The organism is uncultured Serinicoccus sp. (genome assembly GCF_947500995.1).
Classification (GTDB): Bacteria; Actinomycetota; Actinomycetes; order Actinomycetales; family Dermatophilaceae; genus Ornithinicoccus.
Window position 1 is genome coordinate 105,394 of record NZ_CANMUA010000006.1, and the last position, 17,008, is coordinate 122,401.

Genomic DNA, 17,008 nt, shown 5'->3' on the forward strand with positions numbered 1-17,008 from the left:
CGGACCCGGGCGGTCAGCGGGAGCGGTCGGCGACGCCGTCGACCAGCGCGCGCAGGGCGTCCACCGCCGCCGAGGGCTCCAGGTCCTCCAGGAGCGAGCGCGCCTGCGCGGCCATGGCGAGCGTGCGCTCCCGGGCCTGCGCCATCGCCGGGTGGGCGCGCAGCAGCTCCAGGGCCTCGGCCAGCTCGGCGGGGTCCTCGATCGGACCCGAGATCAGCTCGCGCAGGCGGGCGTCGGCCGGGTCCGAGCTCCCCCGGGCGTAGAGCACCGGCAGGGTCGCCTTCCCCTCGCGCAGGTCGGTCCCGGGGGTCTTGCCCGAGGCGTCGGCCTCGGAGGAGACGTCGAGCAGGTCGTCGGCCAGCTGGAAGACGACCCCGAGGGTCTCGCCGTAGGCCGTGAGCGTGCGGACGGTGCCCTCGTCGCAGCCGCCGAACATCGCGCCGTAGCGCGCGGCCGTGGCGATGAGGGACCCGGTCTTGTCCGCGAGGATGGAGAGGTATGCCTCGACCGCCGCGTCGTGCCCGTCCGCGCCCGGCGAGGTGGCGCCCTGGCGGTCGTCCCGGATCTGGCCCGCGCACAACCGGATGAAGGTCTCCGCCTGGATCTTGACGGCCTCGGGGCCGAGGCCGGCCACCACCGCGGAGGCGGTGCCGAAGAGCAGGTCCCCGACGAGGATCGCCGTCGCGTTGCCGTAGCGGGCGTTGGCGCTCCGCACGCCCCGCCGCAGGTCGGCCTCGTCCATGACGTCGTCGTGGTAGAGCGAGGCGAGGTGGGTGAGCTCCACGCCCACCGCGGCGTCCACCACCTGGTCGTCCCATCCCCGGCCGACCTCGCTGGTCAGCAGGGTGAGCAGGGGCCGGAACCGCTTGCCGCCCGCCCGCGCCAGGTGCAGGTTGGCCTCCGCGATGAAGGGGTCGTCGTGGTCGACGACCTCCTCGAGGCGCACCGCGACCCGGTCCAGCCCGGTCTGGACCCGCCCGGTCAGCGCGTCGTCGGAGCCCGGGACGGCAGCCGTGCTCACCGCAGGAACGCCGCGGTGCTCTGCGCGAGGTCCAGGACCGGGGAGGGCATGACCCCGAGGGCCAGGGTGATGGCGACGCCCACGAGGATCGCGAACGACGTCATCCAGGACGGGCGCACCACCACGGTCCCGGGCGCGTCGCCGGGGTCACCCAGCCACATCTGCACGACCAGGACGAAGTAGATGTAGGCCGTGACGGCGCTGGCGAGCACGCCGACGACCGCGAGCCAGGCCCAGCCCTGGCTCACCGCCGCGGAGAAGACCGCGAACTTGCCGGTGAAGCCGGAGGTCAGCGGGATCCCCGCGAACGCCATGAGCAGGAAGGTGAAGCTGGCCGCGATCCACGGCGAGCGGCGCCCCAGGCCCGCCCACTGGTCGACGAGCGTGGCCTCGGTCCCCGCGCTGCGCACCAGGGCGACGATGGCGAACGCCGGGATCGTCATGAAGCCGTAGGTCGCGAGGTAGAACATCGTGCTCGACACGCCGGCCACGTCCAGGGCGACGACGCCGGTGAGGATGAACCCGGCGTGGGCGATCGAGGAGTAGGCCAGGATCCGCTTGACGTCCGTCTGGACGATCGCCAGCAGGGCGCCGACCACCATCGACAGCGCGGCGACGACGGCGATGACCGGCTGCCACTCCAGCCGGGCGCCCTCGACGGCGACGTAGAGCACGCGCAGCATCGCGCCGAACGCCGCGACCTTGGTGCAGGCCGCCATGAAGCCGGTGACCGGGGTCGGGGCGCCCTGGTAGACGTCGGGGGTCCACGCGTGGAAGGGCACGGCGCCGACCTTGAAGAGGAGCCCGACGGCGACGAGCAGGACGCCCGGGACGAGCAGGCCGTCCATGCCGACGTTGCTGCTGATGGCCGCTGCGATGTCGGAGAACCTCGTCGAGCCGGCGTAGCCGTAGAGCAGCACCGCGCCGAAGAGGTAGAAGGCGCTGGAGAAGCTGCCGAGCAGGAAGTACTTGAGCGAGGCCTCCTGCGACAGCAGCCGGCGACGCCGGGCCAGGCCGGCCAGGACGTAGAGCGGCAGGGAGAGGATCTCCAGCGCCACGAAGAGCAGGATGAGGTCGTTGGCCGCGACGAAGAGCATCATGCCGCCGACGGACATGAGGGTGAGCGGGTAGACCTCCGTGGTGGTCGCCCCGACCTTGGTCGCGAGCGTCTCCTCCGCCGAGCCCGGGGTGGACACCCCGGACTGGGTGAAGGCGTCGGGCTGCTCCCCGCCGAACCGCTCGCTCATGACGAGCAGGCCCAGGACGGACAGCACGAGCACCAGGCCCTGCAGGGCCAGAGTGACCCCGTCCACGGCCACCGTGCCGGCCGCCGTGATGCCCTCGTTGTCCCGGCCGAGCAGGACCAGCGCCAGCAGCGCCAGGACGAGGGTCGCGACGGACAACGGGACCTGCACGGCATACCGCGTGCGCCGGGAGGCGAAGCCCTCGACCGTGACCCCCACCAGGCCACCGACGAAGACGATGATCATCGGCAGCAGCGCCGTGTAGTTGATCTCGGGCGCGACGAACATGGAGCCACCCATCAGTGGTCACTCCCCTCGGTCGAGTGGTTGGCGGCGGTGTCGACGGCGGGCGCCGGATCACTGATCCCGACCGTCTGCAGCGTCTGCTGCACGGCGGGCTCCAGCAGGTCGAGCACCGGCTTGGGGTAGAAGCCGAGCACCAGGAAGGCCGCGATGATCGGGGCGACCACCCACTTCTCCCGGCCGCTCATGTCCGTGACGTCCTCGACCTCGGGTCCGGCCGGCCGGGGGCCGGTGGCGACCTTCTGGTACATCACGAGGATGTAGACGGCCGCCAGGATGACCCCGATCGCGGAGATGACCGCGATCCACGGGTGCCGCCCGAAGGTGCCGACGATGACGAGGAACTCGCTGACGAACGAGTTCAGCCCGGGCAGGGCCAGGCCGGACATGCCCGAGACGAACAGCGCACCGGCCACCAGCGGGGTGACCCGCTGCCAGCCGCCGAAGTCCCGCAGGTCGCGCGAGCCGCGACGGACGATGAGCATGCCGGCGACGAGGAACAGCCCGGCGGTGGTGAAGCCGTGGTTGACCATGTAGAGGGTCGCCCCGGTCTGGCTCACCGTGGTGAAGGCGAAGATGCCCAGCACGATGAAGCCGAAGTGGCTGATCGAGGTGTAGCTGATGAGCCGGAGCATGTCCGTCTGGCCGATGGCCAGGAACGCCCCGACGAAGAGCGACACCAGCGCGAGGGCCAGGACCACCGGGGTGGCCCACTGGCTCGCCTCGGGGAACAGCGTGAGGCAGAAGCGGATCATGCCGTAGGTGCCCACCTTGTCGAGGACGCCCACCAGCAGGACCGACGTCGCCGGGCGGGCCTGCTCGGCGGCCAGCGGCAGCCAGGTGTGGACCGGCCACATGGGGGCCTTGATCGCGAAGGCGATGAAGAAGCCGACGAACAGCCACCGTCCGGCCTCCACCGAGAGGTCCATGCCGGTGAGGTTCGACAGCAGGAACCCGTCGGTGCCCCGGGGGCCCGCGAGGTAGACCCCGATGACGGCGACGAGCATGATGAGCCCGCCCGCCAGCGAGTAGAGCAGGAAGGAGGTGGCCGCCCGTGCCCGGCGGCTGCCGCCGAAGACCCCGATGAGGAAGTAGACGGGGATGAGCATCGCCTCGAAGAAGACGTAGAAGAGGAACACGTCGATGGCCGCGAAGACGCCGACCATCATCGAGGTGAGCGCCAGCATGAGCGCGAAGTAGGCGTGCTGCCGTCGGCCCACGGCCGGCACGTCGTCCCAGGCGGCGACGATGCAGATGGGCACGAGCACCAGCCCGAGCAGGATCATCGACAGCGAGATGCCGTCGACCCCGAGGGCGTAGGACACCCCGAACTGCGGGATCCAGGAGTAGACCTCGGTGAGCTGGAACGGCTCTCCCGCGGTGCCGCCCCCGATCCGGAACTGGGTGGCCGCACCGATGCCGACGACAAGGGTCAGCAGGGCCACGCCGAGGGCGACGGGGCGGACGATGGTGCTGCCCTTGGGCAGCAGGGACACCACGAGCGCGCCGACGAGCGGCAGCACGAGCAGCGTGGTCAACCAGGGAAAACTCATCACTGCATCACCCAGACGGCACCGAGGATCACGACGACGCCCAGGAGCATCGTCAGGGCATAGGAGCGGACGAAGCCGTTCTGCGCGCGGCGCAGGACTCGGGACAGGCCGTTGAGCCCGCCGGTCGTGCCACCGGTCACCGTCCCCTCGACCAGCACGCTGTCGACCTCCACGGAGGTCCGCGCCAGGGTCATGGTGGGGCCGGTGAACAGCGCGTCGTTGACGCCGTCCTGGTAGAAGTCACGTCGGGCGGCGCGGGTCAGCGGCCCGGCCTCCGGCGCGGTCTGCGGGACCTCGCGCCGGCCGTACATCACCCAGGCCAGCCCGGCCCCGACCAGCATGAGGACGAAGGCGAGGATCTGGATCGCCAGGACCGGGATGAGCGGCTCGCCGTGCTCGGCGTGGCCGAAGACCGGCTCCAGCCACCCGGTGATGACCCCGGTCGGGTAGAGCACGACGCCCAGGACCAGCGACCCGAGGGCCAGGACCATCATCGGGACGGTCATGACGAGCGGCGACTCGTGCGGGTGGGCGTCCTCGTGCCAGCGGGCCGTGCCGAAGAAGGTCATGAAGAACAACCGGGACATGTAGAACGCCGTGATCCCGGCACCCAGGAGCGCGACCCCGCCGAACACCCAGGCCCGCCAGCCCGGCTCGGCGAAGGCGGTCTCGATGATGTAGTCCTTCGAGTACCAGCCCGCGGTGAAGGGGAAGCCGATGATGGCGAGCCACCCGGCCATGAAGGTGAGCCAGGTGATCTTGATGTCCGCCCGCAGGGCACCGAAGCGGCGCATGTCCACCCGGTTGCCCATCGCGTGCATGACCGACCCGGCCCCGAGGAACATGTTGGCCTTGAAGAAGCCGTGCGTCACGAGGTGGAAGATCGCGTAGAGGTAGCCGACCGGGCCCAGCCCGACCGCCAGCATCATGTAGCCGATCTGGCTCATCGTGGAGGCCGCGAGGGCCTTCTTGATGTCGTCCTTGGCGCAGCCGACGAACGCTCCGTAGAGCAGGGTGACCGCCCCGACGATCGCCACGACCAGCCGGGCGTCCGGGGTGAGGTCGTAGATCGCCTGGCTGCGGGCGATGAGGTAGACGCCGGCGGTGACCATCGTCGCCGCGTGGATGAGCGCCGACACCGGGGTCGGGCCGGCCATCGCGTCCCCGAGCCAGCTCTGCAGCGGGAACTGCGCCGACTTGCCGCAGGCCCCCAGCAGCAGCGCGAGGCCGATGAGGGTGAGCGTGAGGTCGCTCGCCCCGCCGGCGCTGCCGTGGACGGTCGCGAAGTCCAGCGCCCCGAAGGTCGCGAGCATGATCGCCATGGCGGTGATGAGCCCGACGTCACCGACCCGGTTGACGACGAACGCCTTGTTGGCGGCCGCGGCGTAGTCGGGGTTCCAGTTCCAGAAGCCGATGAGCAGGTAGGACGCCAGGCCGACGCCCTCCCAGCCGACGAAGAGCAGCAGGTAGGAGTCGGCGAGCACGAGGATGAGCATCGCCGCGACGAAGAGGTTGAGGTAGGCGAAGAACCGGCGCCGGTCCGGGTCGTCCGCCATGTAGCCGAGGGAGTAGACGTGGATGAGGCTGCCCACGAAGGTGATGAGCATGACGAAGGCCAGGGACAGCGGGTCCAGCAGCAGGCCGGCCGAGAGCGACAGCTCGCCCACGCTCACCCAGTCCCACAGCGGCACCGAGAGCGAGCGCTCCTCCGGCGCCAGCCCGGTGAGCTGGACGATGACGAGGACTCCGACGGCGAAGCTGCCCCAGGACAGCGCGGTCGCCAGGGCCGGCCCCCACCGGTCGGTCGTCCGGCCACCGAGCAGGAGGACGGCCGCGCCGACGAGCGGCAGGGCGACGAGCAGCCAGCCGAAGGCCGCGAGGCCGTCGGCCTGGGTGGCGTGGACGGCGCTCGCTCCGCCTTCGTGTTCGGCCGCCGCGAGGCTGAGGGTGGCCAGCCCGTGGCTCAGGTCGTGCACAGACACGAGCGCTCCTTACAGCTTGAGCAGGTTGGCGTCGTCGACCGAGGCCGAGCGACGCGCACGGAAGATGGACATGATGATCGCCAGCCCGACGACCACCTCGGCCGCGGCGACCACCATGACGAACAGGGCGTAGACCTGCCCGTCGAGGGTGCCGTGGATGCGGGCGAAGGTGACCAGCGCCAGGTTGCAGGCGTTGAGCATGAGCTCGATGCCCATGAAGACGATGATGGTGTTCCGCCGGGTCAGGACGGTGATGGCACCCAGGGAGAAGAGCACCACCGACAGGTAGATGTAGGCCTCGAGTCCCATCAGCGCTCCTCCCCGTCCGACCGGTCGCTGCCGTCCCGCTTGGTCATCTCGTTGTCGGTGGCGGCGTTGGTCCCCGTCGGCAGGTCCTCGCGGGACTGCTCGGCCGGGGGCTGCCCGTCGGAGCGGCCGCTGCCCGCGGGCAGACGGTAGTCCCCCGGGTTGGTGACCTGGCCCCGGGCGACCAGCACCCGCGGGACGGACTCCTCGACCGGGCTGCCGTCCGGCGCCAGGGCGGGGGTGTCCGCGGCGTTGTGCCGGGCATACACACCGGGGTTGGGCTTGCCGGCCAGCCACTCGCCGGCCCGCAGCCGCTCCTGGGAGAGCTGACGCTGGGTCCGCTTCGGGGTGAGCCGCTCGCGGTGCGCCAGGACCATCGCGCCCATGACGGCGATGACGAGCAGCGCCCCCAGCGTCTCGAACGTGAGCACCTGCCGCTCGAAGATCTCGCGGGCCAGGGCGGTGACGGTGCCCTCGGCCTGCACGGTGTCGAGTCCGACCGCCGCCGGCCAGGTGACGCGGGTCAGGGCGTAGACGGACGCGGCGACGAAGAGCGCGCCCAGGCCGTAGGCGAGCACCCGCTGCAGGGGCAGCGTCTCGACGGTGGAGTCGGAGGCGTCGACGCCGACGAGCATGACGACGAAGAGGAAGAGCATCATCACGGCGCCGGAGTAGACGAAGATCTGGATGATCCCGACGAACTCCGCCTGCTGGACGATGTAGATGACACCGAGGCTGATCATGGTCATGGCCATCGCCATGGCGGCGTGCACCGCCTTGCGGGCGAAGAGGAGTCCGAGGGCGCCCGCGACGGCGACGACGGCCAGCACCCAGAAGAGACCGACCTCCATCCCGTCGATCCGGTCGGGGGTCATGAACGCGCCTCCACCTGCGCCGCGTCGGCCTCGGCGTCGTCGCGCCCCGCGTCCCGCTGCTCGACGTAGTCCTGCTGGCCGCGCGTGGACCCGGTCACCTTGCCCTGGTAGTAGTCACGCTCCTCCATGCCCTCGGCCATGGGGAAGGGCGGGGTGAGCATGTCCGGGCGCAGCGGGGCGAGCAGCTGGTGCTTCTCGTAGATCAGCGGCGCCCGCTCGGAGTCGGCCAGCTCGTACTCGTTGGTCATGGTGAGCGCCCGGGTGGGGCACGCCTCGATGCACAGGCCGCAGAAGATGCAGCGCAGGTAGTTGATCTGGTAGACGCGGCCGTAGCGCTCGCCGGGGCTGAACCGGGCCTCGTCGGTGTTGTCCGCGCCCTCGACGTAGATGGCGTCGGCCGGGCAGGCCCAGGCGCACAGCTCGCAGCCCACGCACTTCTCCAGGCCGTCCGGGTGCCGGTTGAGCTGGTGGCGACCGTGGAAGCGGGGTGCCGTCGGGCGCTTGACCTCGGGGTACTCCTGCGTCGGCACCTTGCGGAACATGGTGCCGAAGGTGACGCCGAAGCCCGCTACCGGGGCGAAGAGCTGGCCGAGCAGTCCCGGCTCCTTCGTGCCGCCCTCCGGTGCGGTCTCGCCGCGACGGGCGGGGGTGCTGTCGGCGTGGGTGCGGGCGGGCTCGTCGGTATGAGGCTCGGTCGGGTCAGCCACGGCGCTCCTCCTCGGTGGTGCGGTCGGTGCCAGGGTCGTCGCCGTCGCGGTGGCCGGCGGCGACGGTCACCGGTCGGGCCTGCTCGACGGCCGGCCGCGGCTCGACGAGCCGTTGGCCGGGCATGGGTGGGACGGGGTACCCGTCGGCGAACGGGTCGATCTCCTCGGGGACCTCCTGCGCCTCCTCGCGTGCCGCGGCACGACGCTGCGCGTAGCGGTCCCAGAGGAGGATACCGATGAGGACGAAGACGCCGATGCCGCCCAGGGTGAGCACGGTCACCCAGCGGCCCTCGCCGAAGTAGCCCTCCTGGGCGGACCGGATGAGCATGACGGCGACGACCCACACCAGCGAGAGCGGGATGAGGATCTTCCAGCCCAGTGCCATGAACTGGTCGTAGCGCACCCGGGGCAGCGAGCCGCGGACCCAGACGTAGAAGAAGATGAAGCCCCACATCTTGGCGGTGAACCACAGCAGACCCCACCAGCCGGAGTCCAGGGCCCCGTCGAAGAGCACGTTGAGCGGCCACGGGGCGTGCCACCCGCCGAGGAAGAGCGTGGTGGCCAGCGCGGAGACGGTGAACATGTTGATGTACTCGCCGAGGAAGAACATGCCGAACTTCATCGAGGAGTACTCGGTGTGGAACCCGCCGCCGAGCTCGCCCTCGCCCTCGGCGAGGTCGAAGGGCAGCCGGTTGGTCTCGCCGATCATCGTGATGACGTAGACGACGAAGCTGAAGAAGAGCGGCACGATGTACCACAGCGGGATGCCCAGCACGGTGCTCTGCTGCTGCGCCTCGACGATCTGGCTGGTCGACATCGAACCGGCGTAGAGGAACACGGCGACCAGGGACAGGCCCATGGCGATCTCGTAGGAGATGACCTGGGCGGTGGACCGCAGCCCGCCGAGCAGCGGGTAGGTCGAGCCCGAGGACCAGCCCGCCAGCACGAAGCCGTAGGCGGACACGCCGGCCACCGCGAGGACGAGCAGCACCGCGACCGGGGTGTCGGTCAGCTGCAGCGGGGTGGTGTGCCCGAACATCTGCACGTCCCCGCCCAGCGGGATGATGGCGAAGGAGACGAACGCCAGCGACGCGACGATGAGCGGCGCGGCGTAGAACATCAGCCGGTCCGCGCCCTTGGGCGTGACGTCCTCCTTGAGGAACAGCTTGATGCCGTCGGCGGTGGTCTGCAGGATCCCGAGCGGGCCGAGCCGGTTGGGCCCGGGACGCTGCTGCATCCGCCCGATGACGCGCCGCTCGAACCAGATGACGATGACCACGGAGATCATGACGTAGACGAACAGCAGGAAGGCCTTGAAGAGCGAGAGCCACCACGGGGTGTCGCTGAAGTCGGCGGCCGGGAGGTCCTGCGTGACGAGCGGGACGCTCGTCAACACCTCGGGGTATGCCGTGAGCAGGCTCATGCCTCACCTCGCGCGGTCGGTCGTTCGGGTCCGGCGGTGCTGCCGGCGGACAGCGAGACCACGGCCCCGGCGTCCACCCCGAGGGTGGCCCGGACCGTGCAGCCCGGGGAGTTGGTCGGCAGCCACACGACGCCGTCCTGCATGGCGGTCACCTCGACCGGCAGCTCCAGCGAGCCGGTGGTCGTGGAGACCCGCACCGTCCCGCCGGGGCCGACACCGGCGTCGGCGGCCGTGGCCGCGGACAGCCGGGCCACCGCCGTGGGCGCGGTGCCGGCCAGGAAGGGCTCCCCGTCCTGGAGGCGACCGGCGTCCAGCAGGTGGTGCCAGGTGGCGAGGACGGCCTCGCCGTCGGCGGGGCTGGCCGGACCGGCCGCGGCGACCGTCGGGGCGCTCGGCCGGGTGCCCGCCCACCGGTCCAGCCCGGTGAGCTCGTGGCGCACCTCGGTGACCGTGCCGGTGCCGAGGCGGACGCCGAGGGCGTCGGCGAGCCGGTCCAGGATGACGTGGTCGGAGCTGGCACCGCTGTCGATGGCCCGCTCGAAGGGCCGCAGCCGGCCCTCCCAGGTGACGTACGCACCGGCCTTCTCCTGCTGCGGCGCCACCGGGAGGATGACGTCGGCGTAGGCGTGCACCTCGCTCTCGCGGACCTCCAGGGAGACCACGAAGGCGCGCTCGAGCGCACGCCGGGCCAGGGCCGGGTCGGGCAGGTCGTCGATCTCGACGCCGCCGACCACCAGGGCGGCCAGCTCGCCGTCCGCGGCGGCCTGGAGGATCCCGGTCGCGTCCCGTCCGACGGTGCCGGGCAGGGCGTCCACGCCCCACCGGTCGGCGACCTCGGCCACCGCGCCCGCGTCGCCGACCGGGCGCCCGCCCGGCAGCAGCCCGGGGAGGGCGCCGACGTCGACGGCACCCCGCTCGCCGGCGCGGCGGGGCACCCACGCCAGGGAGGCGCCGGTGGTGTGCGCGAGGGCCACGGCGGCCGACAGCGCCCCCGGGGTCGCGGCGAGCCGCTCCCCCACGAGGATGACCGAGCCGGCGGCCAGGGCGTCGGAGGCGGCGTGCACGGGGTTGACGTCCAGCGCCTCGACCGGGCCGTCGTCGGCCGTGCCGGGGCCGTCGCTGCGACGTCGGGCCAGCGCGTGCAGGACCTCCGCCTCGGTGCCCGGTGCGGAGGACAGCAGCATGCCGTCCAGCTTCTCCAGCCCACGGGTCGCGAACGGCGCGACCGCGAAGACCTGGGTGGCGTGCTTGCGCAGCCCCTTGCGCAGCCGCAGGAAGACGATGGGGCTCTCCTCCTCCGGCTCCAGCCCGACGAGCAGGACCGAGGGCGCGGCCTCGAGGTCGGCGTAGCTGACCTCGCGCTGCCCGGCGACGGCGGCGGCCAGGAAGTCGGCCTCCTCCGTGCTGTGCGGGCGGGAGCGGTGGTCGATGTCGTTGGTGCCGAGCGCGACCCGCGCCAGCTTGGCGTAGGCGTAGGCGTCCTCGACGCTCACCCGGCCGCCGGGCAGCACGCCGACGCCGCCGGCCGCCCGCGAGCGGGCCAGCCCGGCCGCCGCGGCGGCATACGCGTCGCGCCAGGAGGCGACGGCGTACTCGCCGTCGCTGCCGCGCACGACCGGGTCGTGCAGACGGTCCGGCAGGGTGGCGTAGGCGAAGGCCCACCGGCCCTTGTCGCAGTTCCACTCCTCGTTGACCTGGGGGTCGTCGAGGGCCATGCGGCGCAGGACCTGACCGCGGCGGTGGTCGGTGCGCAGGGAGCAGCCGGAGGCGCAGTGCTCGCACACGCTCGGGGTGGAGACGAGGTCGAAGGGGCGGGACCGGAACCGGTAGGCCGCGCCGGTCAGCGCCCCCACCGGGCAGATCTGGACGGTGTTGCCGGAGAAGTAGCTCTCGAAGGGCTGCTCCTCGTAGATGCCGACCTGCTGCAGGGCCCCGCGCTCGATGAGCGCGATGAACGGGTCACCGGCGATCTGCTCGGAGAACCGCGTGCATCGGGCGCACAGGACGCACCGCTCACGGTCCAGCAGCACCTGGCTGGAGATGTTGACCGGCTTAGGGAAGGTCCGCTTGACGTCCTCGAAGCGCGAGGTGGGACGGCCGTCGGACATCGCCTGGTTCTGCAGCGGGCACTCGCCGCCCTTGTCGCAGACGGGGCAGTCGAGGGGGTGGTTGACGAGCAGCAGCTCCATGACGCCGGTCTGCGCCTTGTCGGCGACCTCGGAAGTGTGCTGCGTGCGCACCACCATGCCGGGCGACACCGCGATGGTGCACGACGCCTGGGGCTTGGGCATGGGCTTGAGGTTGCCCTCGCGGTCCGGGGTGGACACGTCCACCAGGCACTGGCGGCAGGCCCCGACCGGCTCGAGCAGCGGGTGGTCGCAGAAGCGCGGGATGTGGATCCCGACCTCCTCGGCGGCCCGGATGACCAGGGTGCCCTCCGGGACCGCGAGCTCCACGCCGTCGATGGTCACCTCCACCTTGGGCACGTCCTCCTCGGCCACCTCGTCGGGGATGGTCGGGTCACTGATCTCCACGCTCATGCGGGCTGGCTCTCCTTCGCGAAGAGGGTGTTGCGCCCCGCCGGGAAGGTCTCCTGCCAGGGCGTGTGCATGGCCTCCTCGAACTCCTCCCGGAAGTACTGGATGGCCGAGGTGATGGGGCTGGTGGCGCCGTCCCCGAGGGCGCAGAAGCTGCGGCCGAGGATGTTGTCGCAGATGTCGTCCAGCTTCTCGATGTCGCCCGGGCGACCCCGACCGGCCTCGAGCCGCTCCAGGATCTGCTTGAGCCAGAAGGTGCCCTCCCGGCACGGCGTGCACTTGCCGCACGACTCGTGCGCGTAGAAGTCGGTCCAGCGCGAGACCGCCCGCACCACGGAGACCGTCTCGTCGAAGATCTGCAGCGCGCGGGTGCCCAGCATCGAGCCCTCGGCGGCCACCGACTCGAAGTCCAGGGGCACGTCGAGGTGGGCGTCGGTGAAGATCGGGGTCGAGGACCCGCCGGGGGTCCAGAACTTCAGCTTCTTGCCCCCGCGCATGCCGCCGGCCATCTCCAGGAGCTCGCGCAGGGTGATGCCGAGCGGGGCCTCGTACTGGCCGGGGCGCTCCACGTGGCCCGAGAGGCTGAACAGCCCGTAGCCCTGGGACTTCTCGGTCCCCATCCCGGCGAACCAGTCGGCGCCGTGCATGACGATCGAGGGCACCGAGGCGATGGACTCGACGTTGTTGACCACGGTCGGTCGGGCGTAGAGGCCGGCGACCGCGGGGAAGGGCGGCTTGAGGCGGGGCTGGCCGCGGCGTCCCTCGAGCGAGTCGAGCAGCGCCGTCTCCTCGCCGCAGATGTAGGCCCCGGCCCCGGCGTGGACGGTGATGTCGAGGTCGAACCCGGACCCGAGGATGTCCTTGCCGAGGTAGCCCGCGGCATACGCCTCCTCCACCGCCCGCATGAGGCGGCGGTAGACGTGGACGATCTCGCCGCGGACGTAGATGAAGGCGTGGTGGCAGTCGATCGCGAACGAGGTGATGATCATCCCCTCGATGAGGAACTGCGGGGCCGCCATCATGAGCGGGGTGTCCTTGCAGGTGCCCGGCTCGGACTCGTCGGCGTTGACGACGAGGTAGCGGGGGCCGCCGTCCGGCGGGGGCAGGAAGCCCCACTTCATGCCGGTGGGGAAGCCGGCGCCACCACGTCCGCGCAGGCCGGACTCCTTGGCGGCGGCGACGAGGTCGGCCGCGTCACCGGCGAGGGCGGTGCGCAGCGCGCGGTAGCCGTCGTGCTGCTCGTAGGTCTCCAGGGTCCAGGACCGCTCGGCGTCCCAGAACTCGGACAGGATCGGGGTCAGCTGCGTGCTCACCGCTCGTCTCCCTTCGTCTCGTCGACGTCCTTGACGCCCTCGGAGGTGGGCACCTCGTCGGGCTCGTTGGCATCGGCGTCGACCGAGCCGTACTGGCCCTGCGCCCTGCCGCCGGCCTGTCCCTCCGGGGTGGCCTCGGTGTCGGTCCCGGAGTCGGGACGTGGTGCGGTCCAGCCCTTCTCCTTGGCGAGCAGGGTGCCCCGCAGCGAGGCCGTCCCCGCGCCGGGTCCCTCGTCGGCCAGGCCGTCGGGGAAGCCGGCCAGCACCCGGCTGACCTGCTTGAAGGTGCACACGCGGGACGGCCCGCGGGTCGGGGTCACCGGCTCGCCGGCGCGCAGCCGGTCGGTGAGCTCCTTGGTGCTCTCCGGGGTCTGGTCGTCGAAGAACTCCCAGTTGACCATGACCACGGGGGCGTAGTCGCAGGCCGCGTTGCACTCGACCCGCTCCAGGGTGATCCGACCGTCCTCGGTGGTCTCGTCGTGACCGATCCCGAGGTGCTCGCTCACCTCGTCGAAGATCTGGTCGCCGCCCATGACGGCGCACAGGGTGTTGGTGCACACCCCGACGGTGTACTCCCCGTTGGGGTGCCGCTTGTACTGGGTGTAGAACGTCGCGACCCCGCTCACCTCGGCGGTGGTGAGGTCGAGCAGCTCGGCGCACAGCCGCACCCCCCGGCCGGTGACGTAGCCGTCCACCGACTGCACGAGGTGCAGCAGCGGCAGCAGGGCCGAGCGCTTCTGCGGGTAGCGGGCGATGACCTGCTCGCCGTCGGCGACGAGCTGGGCCAGCACGTCCTCGGGGTAGGGCTCCTCCGAGGCGTGCAGCGGGGTGTGGTGGTGCAGGGGTCCGTCGTCGGAGTGGCCGGGCACGCTGTGGTGCACCCGACGCTCGCTCGCCTCGTCCAGCTGGCTGCGCATGTCCTCGCGCTCGTGCGTCCCACTCATCGGTCCACGCCTCCCATCACGGGGTCGATCGAGGCGACCGCGACGATCACGTCGGCGACGAGTCCGCCCTCGGACAGCGCGGAGGCCGCCTGCAGGTTGGTGAAGCTGGGGTCCCGGAAGTGCACGCGGTAGGGGCGGGTGCCGCCGTCGGAGACGGCATGCACCCCGAGCTCGCCCTTGGGCGACTCGACCGCGGCGTAGGCCTGCCCGGGCGGCACCCGGAAGCCCTCGGTCACCAGCTTGAAGTGGTGGATGAGGGCTTCCATGGACTCGCCCATGATCTCCCGGATGTGGTCCAGGCTGTTGCCCTGGCCGTCCGCGCCCACCGACAGCTGGGCCGGCCAGGCGATCTTCTTGTCGGCCACCATGACCGGCTCGCCCTCGCTGGCCCGCAGCCGCGCGATCGCCTGCTCGGCGATGTGCAGGGACTGCCACATCTCCTCCAGCCGGATGCACAGGCGGCTGTAGGCGTCCATGTCGCGGCGGGTGACGACCTCGAAGTCGTAGGTCTCGTAGCCGCAGTAGGGCTCGTCCTTGCGCAGGTCGTGCGGCAGGCCGGTCGAGCGCAGGATGGGCCCGGTGATGCCGAGCGCCATGCAGCTGGCCAGCGACAGGTAGCCGACGTCGACCAGGCGCCCCTTGAGCACCGGGCTCTCCAGCAGCAGCTTCTCCAGCTCGCCGATCCCCCGGCGCAGCAGCGGGATCTCCTCCTCGAACTGGTCGAGGTGCTCGGGCAGGACGTCCTGCGCCACGCCGCCGGGGCGGACGTAGGCGTGGTTCATCCGCAGCCCCGAGACCGCCTCGAAGAAGCGCAGCAGCCGCTCCCGCTCGCGGAAGCCGATGGTCATGACGGTGGTGGCGCCCAGCTCCATCCCGCCGGTGGCCACCGCGATGAGGTGGGAGCCGATCCGGTTGAGCTCCATCATGAGCACCCGGATGTCGTTGGCGCGCTGCGGGATCTGGTCGGTGATGCCCAGCAGCTTCTCGACGGCCAGGCAGTACGCCGCCTCGTTGAAGATGGGGGTGAGGTAGTCCATCCGGGTGCAGAACGTGGTGCCCTGCGTCCAGGTACGGACCTCCATGTTCTTCTCGATGCCGGTGTGCAGGTAGCCGATGCCGGCCCGCGCCTCCTGCACAGTCTCGCCGTCCAGCTCCAGGATGAGCCGCAGCACGCCGTGCGTGGACGGGTGCTGCGGGCCCATGTTGACGACGATCCGCTCGGCACCCAGCGCCGCCACGTCCCGGGCGATGTCGTCCCAGTCCCCGCCGGCGGCGGTGAACACGGCGTCGCCGTCCGGGTCGCTGGTCGGGCCGCCCTCGGCATACAGGTCGGTGGGGGTCGATTCGAGGTATGCCGCGCCCTCGTCGGCCGGGCTGCCGGCCACCTGCTCGTCGGTGCTGTTCGTCGTCGCCATCAGGTGTAGCTCCTGCGCTGGTCGGGGGCCGGGATGGTGGCACCCTTGTACTCGACGGGGATGCCGCCCAGCGGGTAGTCCTTGCGCTGCGGGTGGCCGGGCCAGTCGTCCGGCATGAGGATCCGGGTCAGGCCGGGGTGGCCCTCGAAGACGATCCCGAACATGTCCCAGGTCTCGCGCTCGTGCCAGTCGTTGGTCGGGTAGGTGGCGACGATCGAGGGGATGCGCGGGTCGTCGTCGGGGCAGGTGACCTCCAGGCGGACCCGGCGCACGCCGTGGGTGATCGACTGGAAGTGGTAGACCGCGTGCAGCTCGGCACCGGTCTGCTGCGGCCAGTGCACGCCCGAGACCCCGGTGCACACCTCGAAGCGCAGCCGCGGGTCGTCGCGCAGCGGGCGCACCAGCGCCTGCAGGTGGTCGCGGTGCACGTGCAGCGTCAGCTCGCCGCGGTCCACCACCACCCGCTCCAGACCGGCGGCGAAGGCCTCGGGCGCCGCGGCCTCGAGGGCGTCGACCACCTCGTCGAAGTAGGAGCCGTAGGGACGCTGCGCGGCCCCCGGCATGAGGACGGGCACGTCCAGCCCGCCGTAGCCCGAGGTGTCGTTGCCCAGGGACCCGCCGAACATCCCCTTCTTGCGGGCGACCTGGACCGGCTCGCGGTCCTCGGCACGGCGCTCGGCCGGGACCGAGCCGCCACCGCTCTCCTGCGCGTGGGTGGGGCTGACCTTCTGGTCCTCGGTGCGCTCCGGTGCGTTGACCGGGTCCTGCGTGGTCTCGTGCACCACCGGCTGCTTGTCCGGGGTCTCCGGACCGCTGCTCCGCCCGCTCACGCCAGCAGCCCCTTCATCTCGCTGGTCGGCATCGCCTTCATGGCGGCCGACTCGGCCGCGCGGGCGGCCTCCTCGCGGTTGACCGAGAACTTGAACTCCCGGATCTGCTTGTGCAGCTCGAGGACCGCGTTGAGCAGCATCTCGGGCCGCGGCGGGCAGCCGGGAAGGTAGACGTCGACGGGGACGATGTGGTCGACCCCCTGGACGATGGCGTAGTTGTTGAACATGCCGCCGGAGCTGGCGCAGACGCCCATGGAGATGACCCACTTGGGGTTGGGCATCTGGTCGTAGACCTGCCGCACGACGGGGGCCATCTTCTGGGACACCCGGCCGGCGACGATCATGAGGTCGGCCTGCCGCGGGGTGGCGGCGAAGCGCTCCATGCCGAAGCGGGCGATGTCGTAGTCGGGCGTGCCCACGGCCATCATCTCGATGGCGCAGCAGGCGAGCCCGAAGGTGGCGGGCCACACGGAGTACTGGCGGAGGTGACCGGCCAGCCCCTCGACCGTGGTCAGCATGATCCCGCCGGGGATCTTGTCCTCGAGTCCCATCGTT

14 protein-coding genes are annotated in these 17,008 nt (G+C 71.4%); all 14 read right to left on the reverse strand.

The features are described from left to right. Positions 1–13: 13 nt before the first annotated feature. Complete coding sequence (locus tag Q0967_RS10545) at positions 14–1,021, reverse strand: polyprenyl synthetase family protein (protein ID WP_298751508.1); 1,008 nt, start codon at positions 1,019–1,021, stop codon at positions 14–16. Beyond that, positions 1,018–2,565, reverse strand: a complete 1,548-nt coding sequence (gene nuoN / locus Q0967_RS10550; RefSeq protein WP_299449908.1) for an NADH-quinone oxidoreductase subunit NuoN — start codon at positions 2,563–2,565, stop codon at positions 1,018–1,020. Before nuoN ends, Q0967_RS10545 begins: the two co-directional genes overlap by 4 nt. Then, positions 2,565–4,121: an NADH-quinone oxidoreductase subunit M gene (locus tag Q0967_RS10555; protein ID WP_298751504.1), complete on the reverse strand. Its 1,557-nt coding sequence runs from the start codon at positions 4,119–4,121 to the stop codon at positions 2,565–2,567. Before Q0967_RS10555 ends, nuoN begins: the two co-directional genes overlap by 1 nt. Beyond that, positions 4,121–6,097: an NADH-quinone oxidoreductase subunit L gene (gene nuoL / locus Q0967_RS10560; RefSeq protein ID WP_298751797.1), complete on the reverse strand. Its 1,977-nt coding sequence runs from the start codon at positions 6,095–6,097 to the stop codon at positions 4,121–4,123. Before nuoL ends, Q0967_RS10555 begins: the two co-directional genes overlap by 1 nt. Before the next feature lie 15 nt (positions 6,098–6,112). Next, positions 6,113–6,412, reverse strand: coding sequence for an NADH-quinone oxidoreductase subunit NuoK (nuoK, locus tag Q0967_RS10565; protein ID WP_058890552.1), 300 nt, complete (start codon positions 6,410–6,412; stop codon positions 6,113–6,115). Next, positions 6,412–7,284, reverse strand: a complete 873-nt coding sequence (locus Q0967_RS10570; protein ID WP_298751500.1) for an NADH-quinone oxidoreductase subunit J — start codon at positions 7,282–7,284, stop codon at positions 6,412–6,414. Before Q0967_RS10570 ends, nuoK begins: the two co-directional genes overlap by 1 nt. Further along, positions 7,281–7,880, reverse strand: a complete 600-nt coding sequence (gene nuoI / locus Q0967_RS10575; RefSeq protein WP_298751795.1) for an NADH-quinone oxidoreductase subunit NuoI — start codon at positions 7,878–7,880, stop codon at positions 7,281–7,283. The genes Q0967_RS10570 and nuoI overlap by 4 nt, the downstream gene beginning before the upstream one ends. Before the next feature lie 103 nt (positions 7,881–7,983). Next, positions 7,984–9,414 carry an NADH-quinone oxidoreductase subunit NuoH gene (gene nuoH / locus Q0967_RS10580; protein WP_299449911.1) on the reverse strand — a complete coding sequence of 477 codons (1,431 nt, stop codon included), beginning with the start codon at positions 9,412–9,414 and terminating at the stop codon, positions 7,984–7,986. Next, the gene (locus Q0967_RS10585; protein WP_299449913.1) at positions 9,411–11,954 is read right to left on the reverse strand and encodes an NADH-quinone oxidoreductase subunit G; all 2,544 of its coding nucleotides are present in this window, start codon (positions 11,952–11,954) and stop codon (positions 9,411–9,413) included. The genes nuoH and Q0967_RS10585 overlap by 4 nt, the downstream gene beginning before the upstream one ends. After that, complete coding sequence (gene nuoF / locus Q0967_RS10590) at positions 11,951–13,264, reverse strand: NADH-quinone oxidoreductase subunit NuoF (protein WP_298751494.1); 1,314 nt, start codon at positions 13,262–13,264, stop codon at positions 11,951–11,953. Before nuoF ends, Q0967_RS10585 begins: the two co-directional genes overlap by 4 nt. After that, positions 13,261–14,208, reverse strand: coding sequence for an NADH-quinone oxidoreductase subunit NuoE (gene nuoE, locus Q0967_RS10595; protein ID WP_298751492.1), 948 nt, complete (start codon positions 14,206–14,208; stop codon positions 13,261–13,263). The genes nuoF and nuoE overlap by 4 nt, the downstream gene beginning before the upstream one ends. Further along, positions 14,205–15,623: an NADH-quinone oxidoreductase subunit D gene (locus tag Q0967_RS10600; RefSeq protein WP_298751490.1), complete on the reverse strand. Its 1,419-nt coding sequence runs from the start codon at positions 15,621–15,623 to the stop codon at positions 14,205–14,207. Before Q0967_RS10600 ends, nuoE begins: the two co-directional genes overlap by 4 nt. Then, positions 15,623–16,453, reverse strand: coding sequence for an NADH-quinone oxidoreductase subunit C (locus Q0967_RS10605; protein ID WP_299449916.1), 831 nt, complete (start codon positions 16,451–16,453; stop codon positions 15,623–15,625). The genes Q0967_RS10600 and Q0967_RS10605 overlap by 1 nt, the downstream gene beginning before the upstream one ends. Next, the gene (locus tag Q0967_RS10610; protein ID WP_058890547.1) at positions 16,450–17,004 is read right to left on the reverse strand and encodes an NADH-quinone oxidoreductase subunit B; all 555 of its coding nucleotides are present in this window, start codon (positions 17,002–17,004) and stop codon (positions 16,450–16,452) included. The genes Q0967_RS10605 and Q0967_RS10610 overlap by 4 nt, the downstream gene beginning before the upstream one ends. Between the last annotated feature and the right edge of the window lie 4 nt (positions 17,005–17,008).

What these genes read in the sequence shown, in the direction of transcription:
- nuoN (WP_299449908.1), bottom strand. Translation starts at nt 2,565, where the DNA reads ATGGGTGGCTCCATGTTCGTCGCGCCCGAGATCAACTACACGGCGCTG.
- Q0967_RS10555 (WP_298751504.1), bottom strand. Translation starts at nt 4,121, where the DNA reads ATGAGTTTTCCCTGGTTGACCACGCTGCTCGTGCTGCCGCTCGTCGGC.
- nuoK (WP_058890552.1), bottom strand. Translation starts at nt 6,412, where the DNA reads ATGGGACTCGAGGCCTACATCTACCTGTCGGTGGTGCTCTTCTCCCTG.
- Q0967_RS10570 (WP_298751500.1), bottom strand. Translation starts at nt 7,284, where the DNA reads ATGACCCCCGACCGGATCGACGGGATGGAGGTCGGTCTCTTCTGGGTG.
- nuoH (WP_299449911.1), bottom strand. Translation starts at nt 9,414, where the DNA reads ATGAGCCTGCTCACGGCATACCCCGAGGTGTTGACGAGCGTCCCGCTC.
- Q0967_RS10585 (WP_299449913.1), bottom strand. Translation starts at nt 11,954, where the DNA reads ATGAGCGTGGAGATCAGTGACCCGACCATCCCCGACGAGGTGGCCGAG.
- nuoE (WP_298751492.1), bottom strand. Translation starts at nt 14,208, where the DNA reads ATGAGTGGGACGCACGAGCGCGAGGACATGCGCAGCCAGCTGGACGAG.
- Q0967_RS10600 (WP_298751490.1), bottom strand. Translation starts at nt 15,623, where the DNA reads ATGGCGACGACGAACAGCACCGACGAGCAGGTGGCCGGCAGCCCGGCC.
- Q0967_RS10610 (WP_058890547.1), bottom strand. Translation starts at nt 17,004, where the DNA reads ATGGGACTCGAGGACAAGATCCCCGGCGGGATCATGCTGACCACGGTC.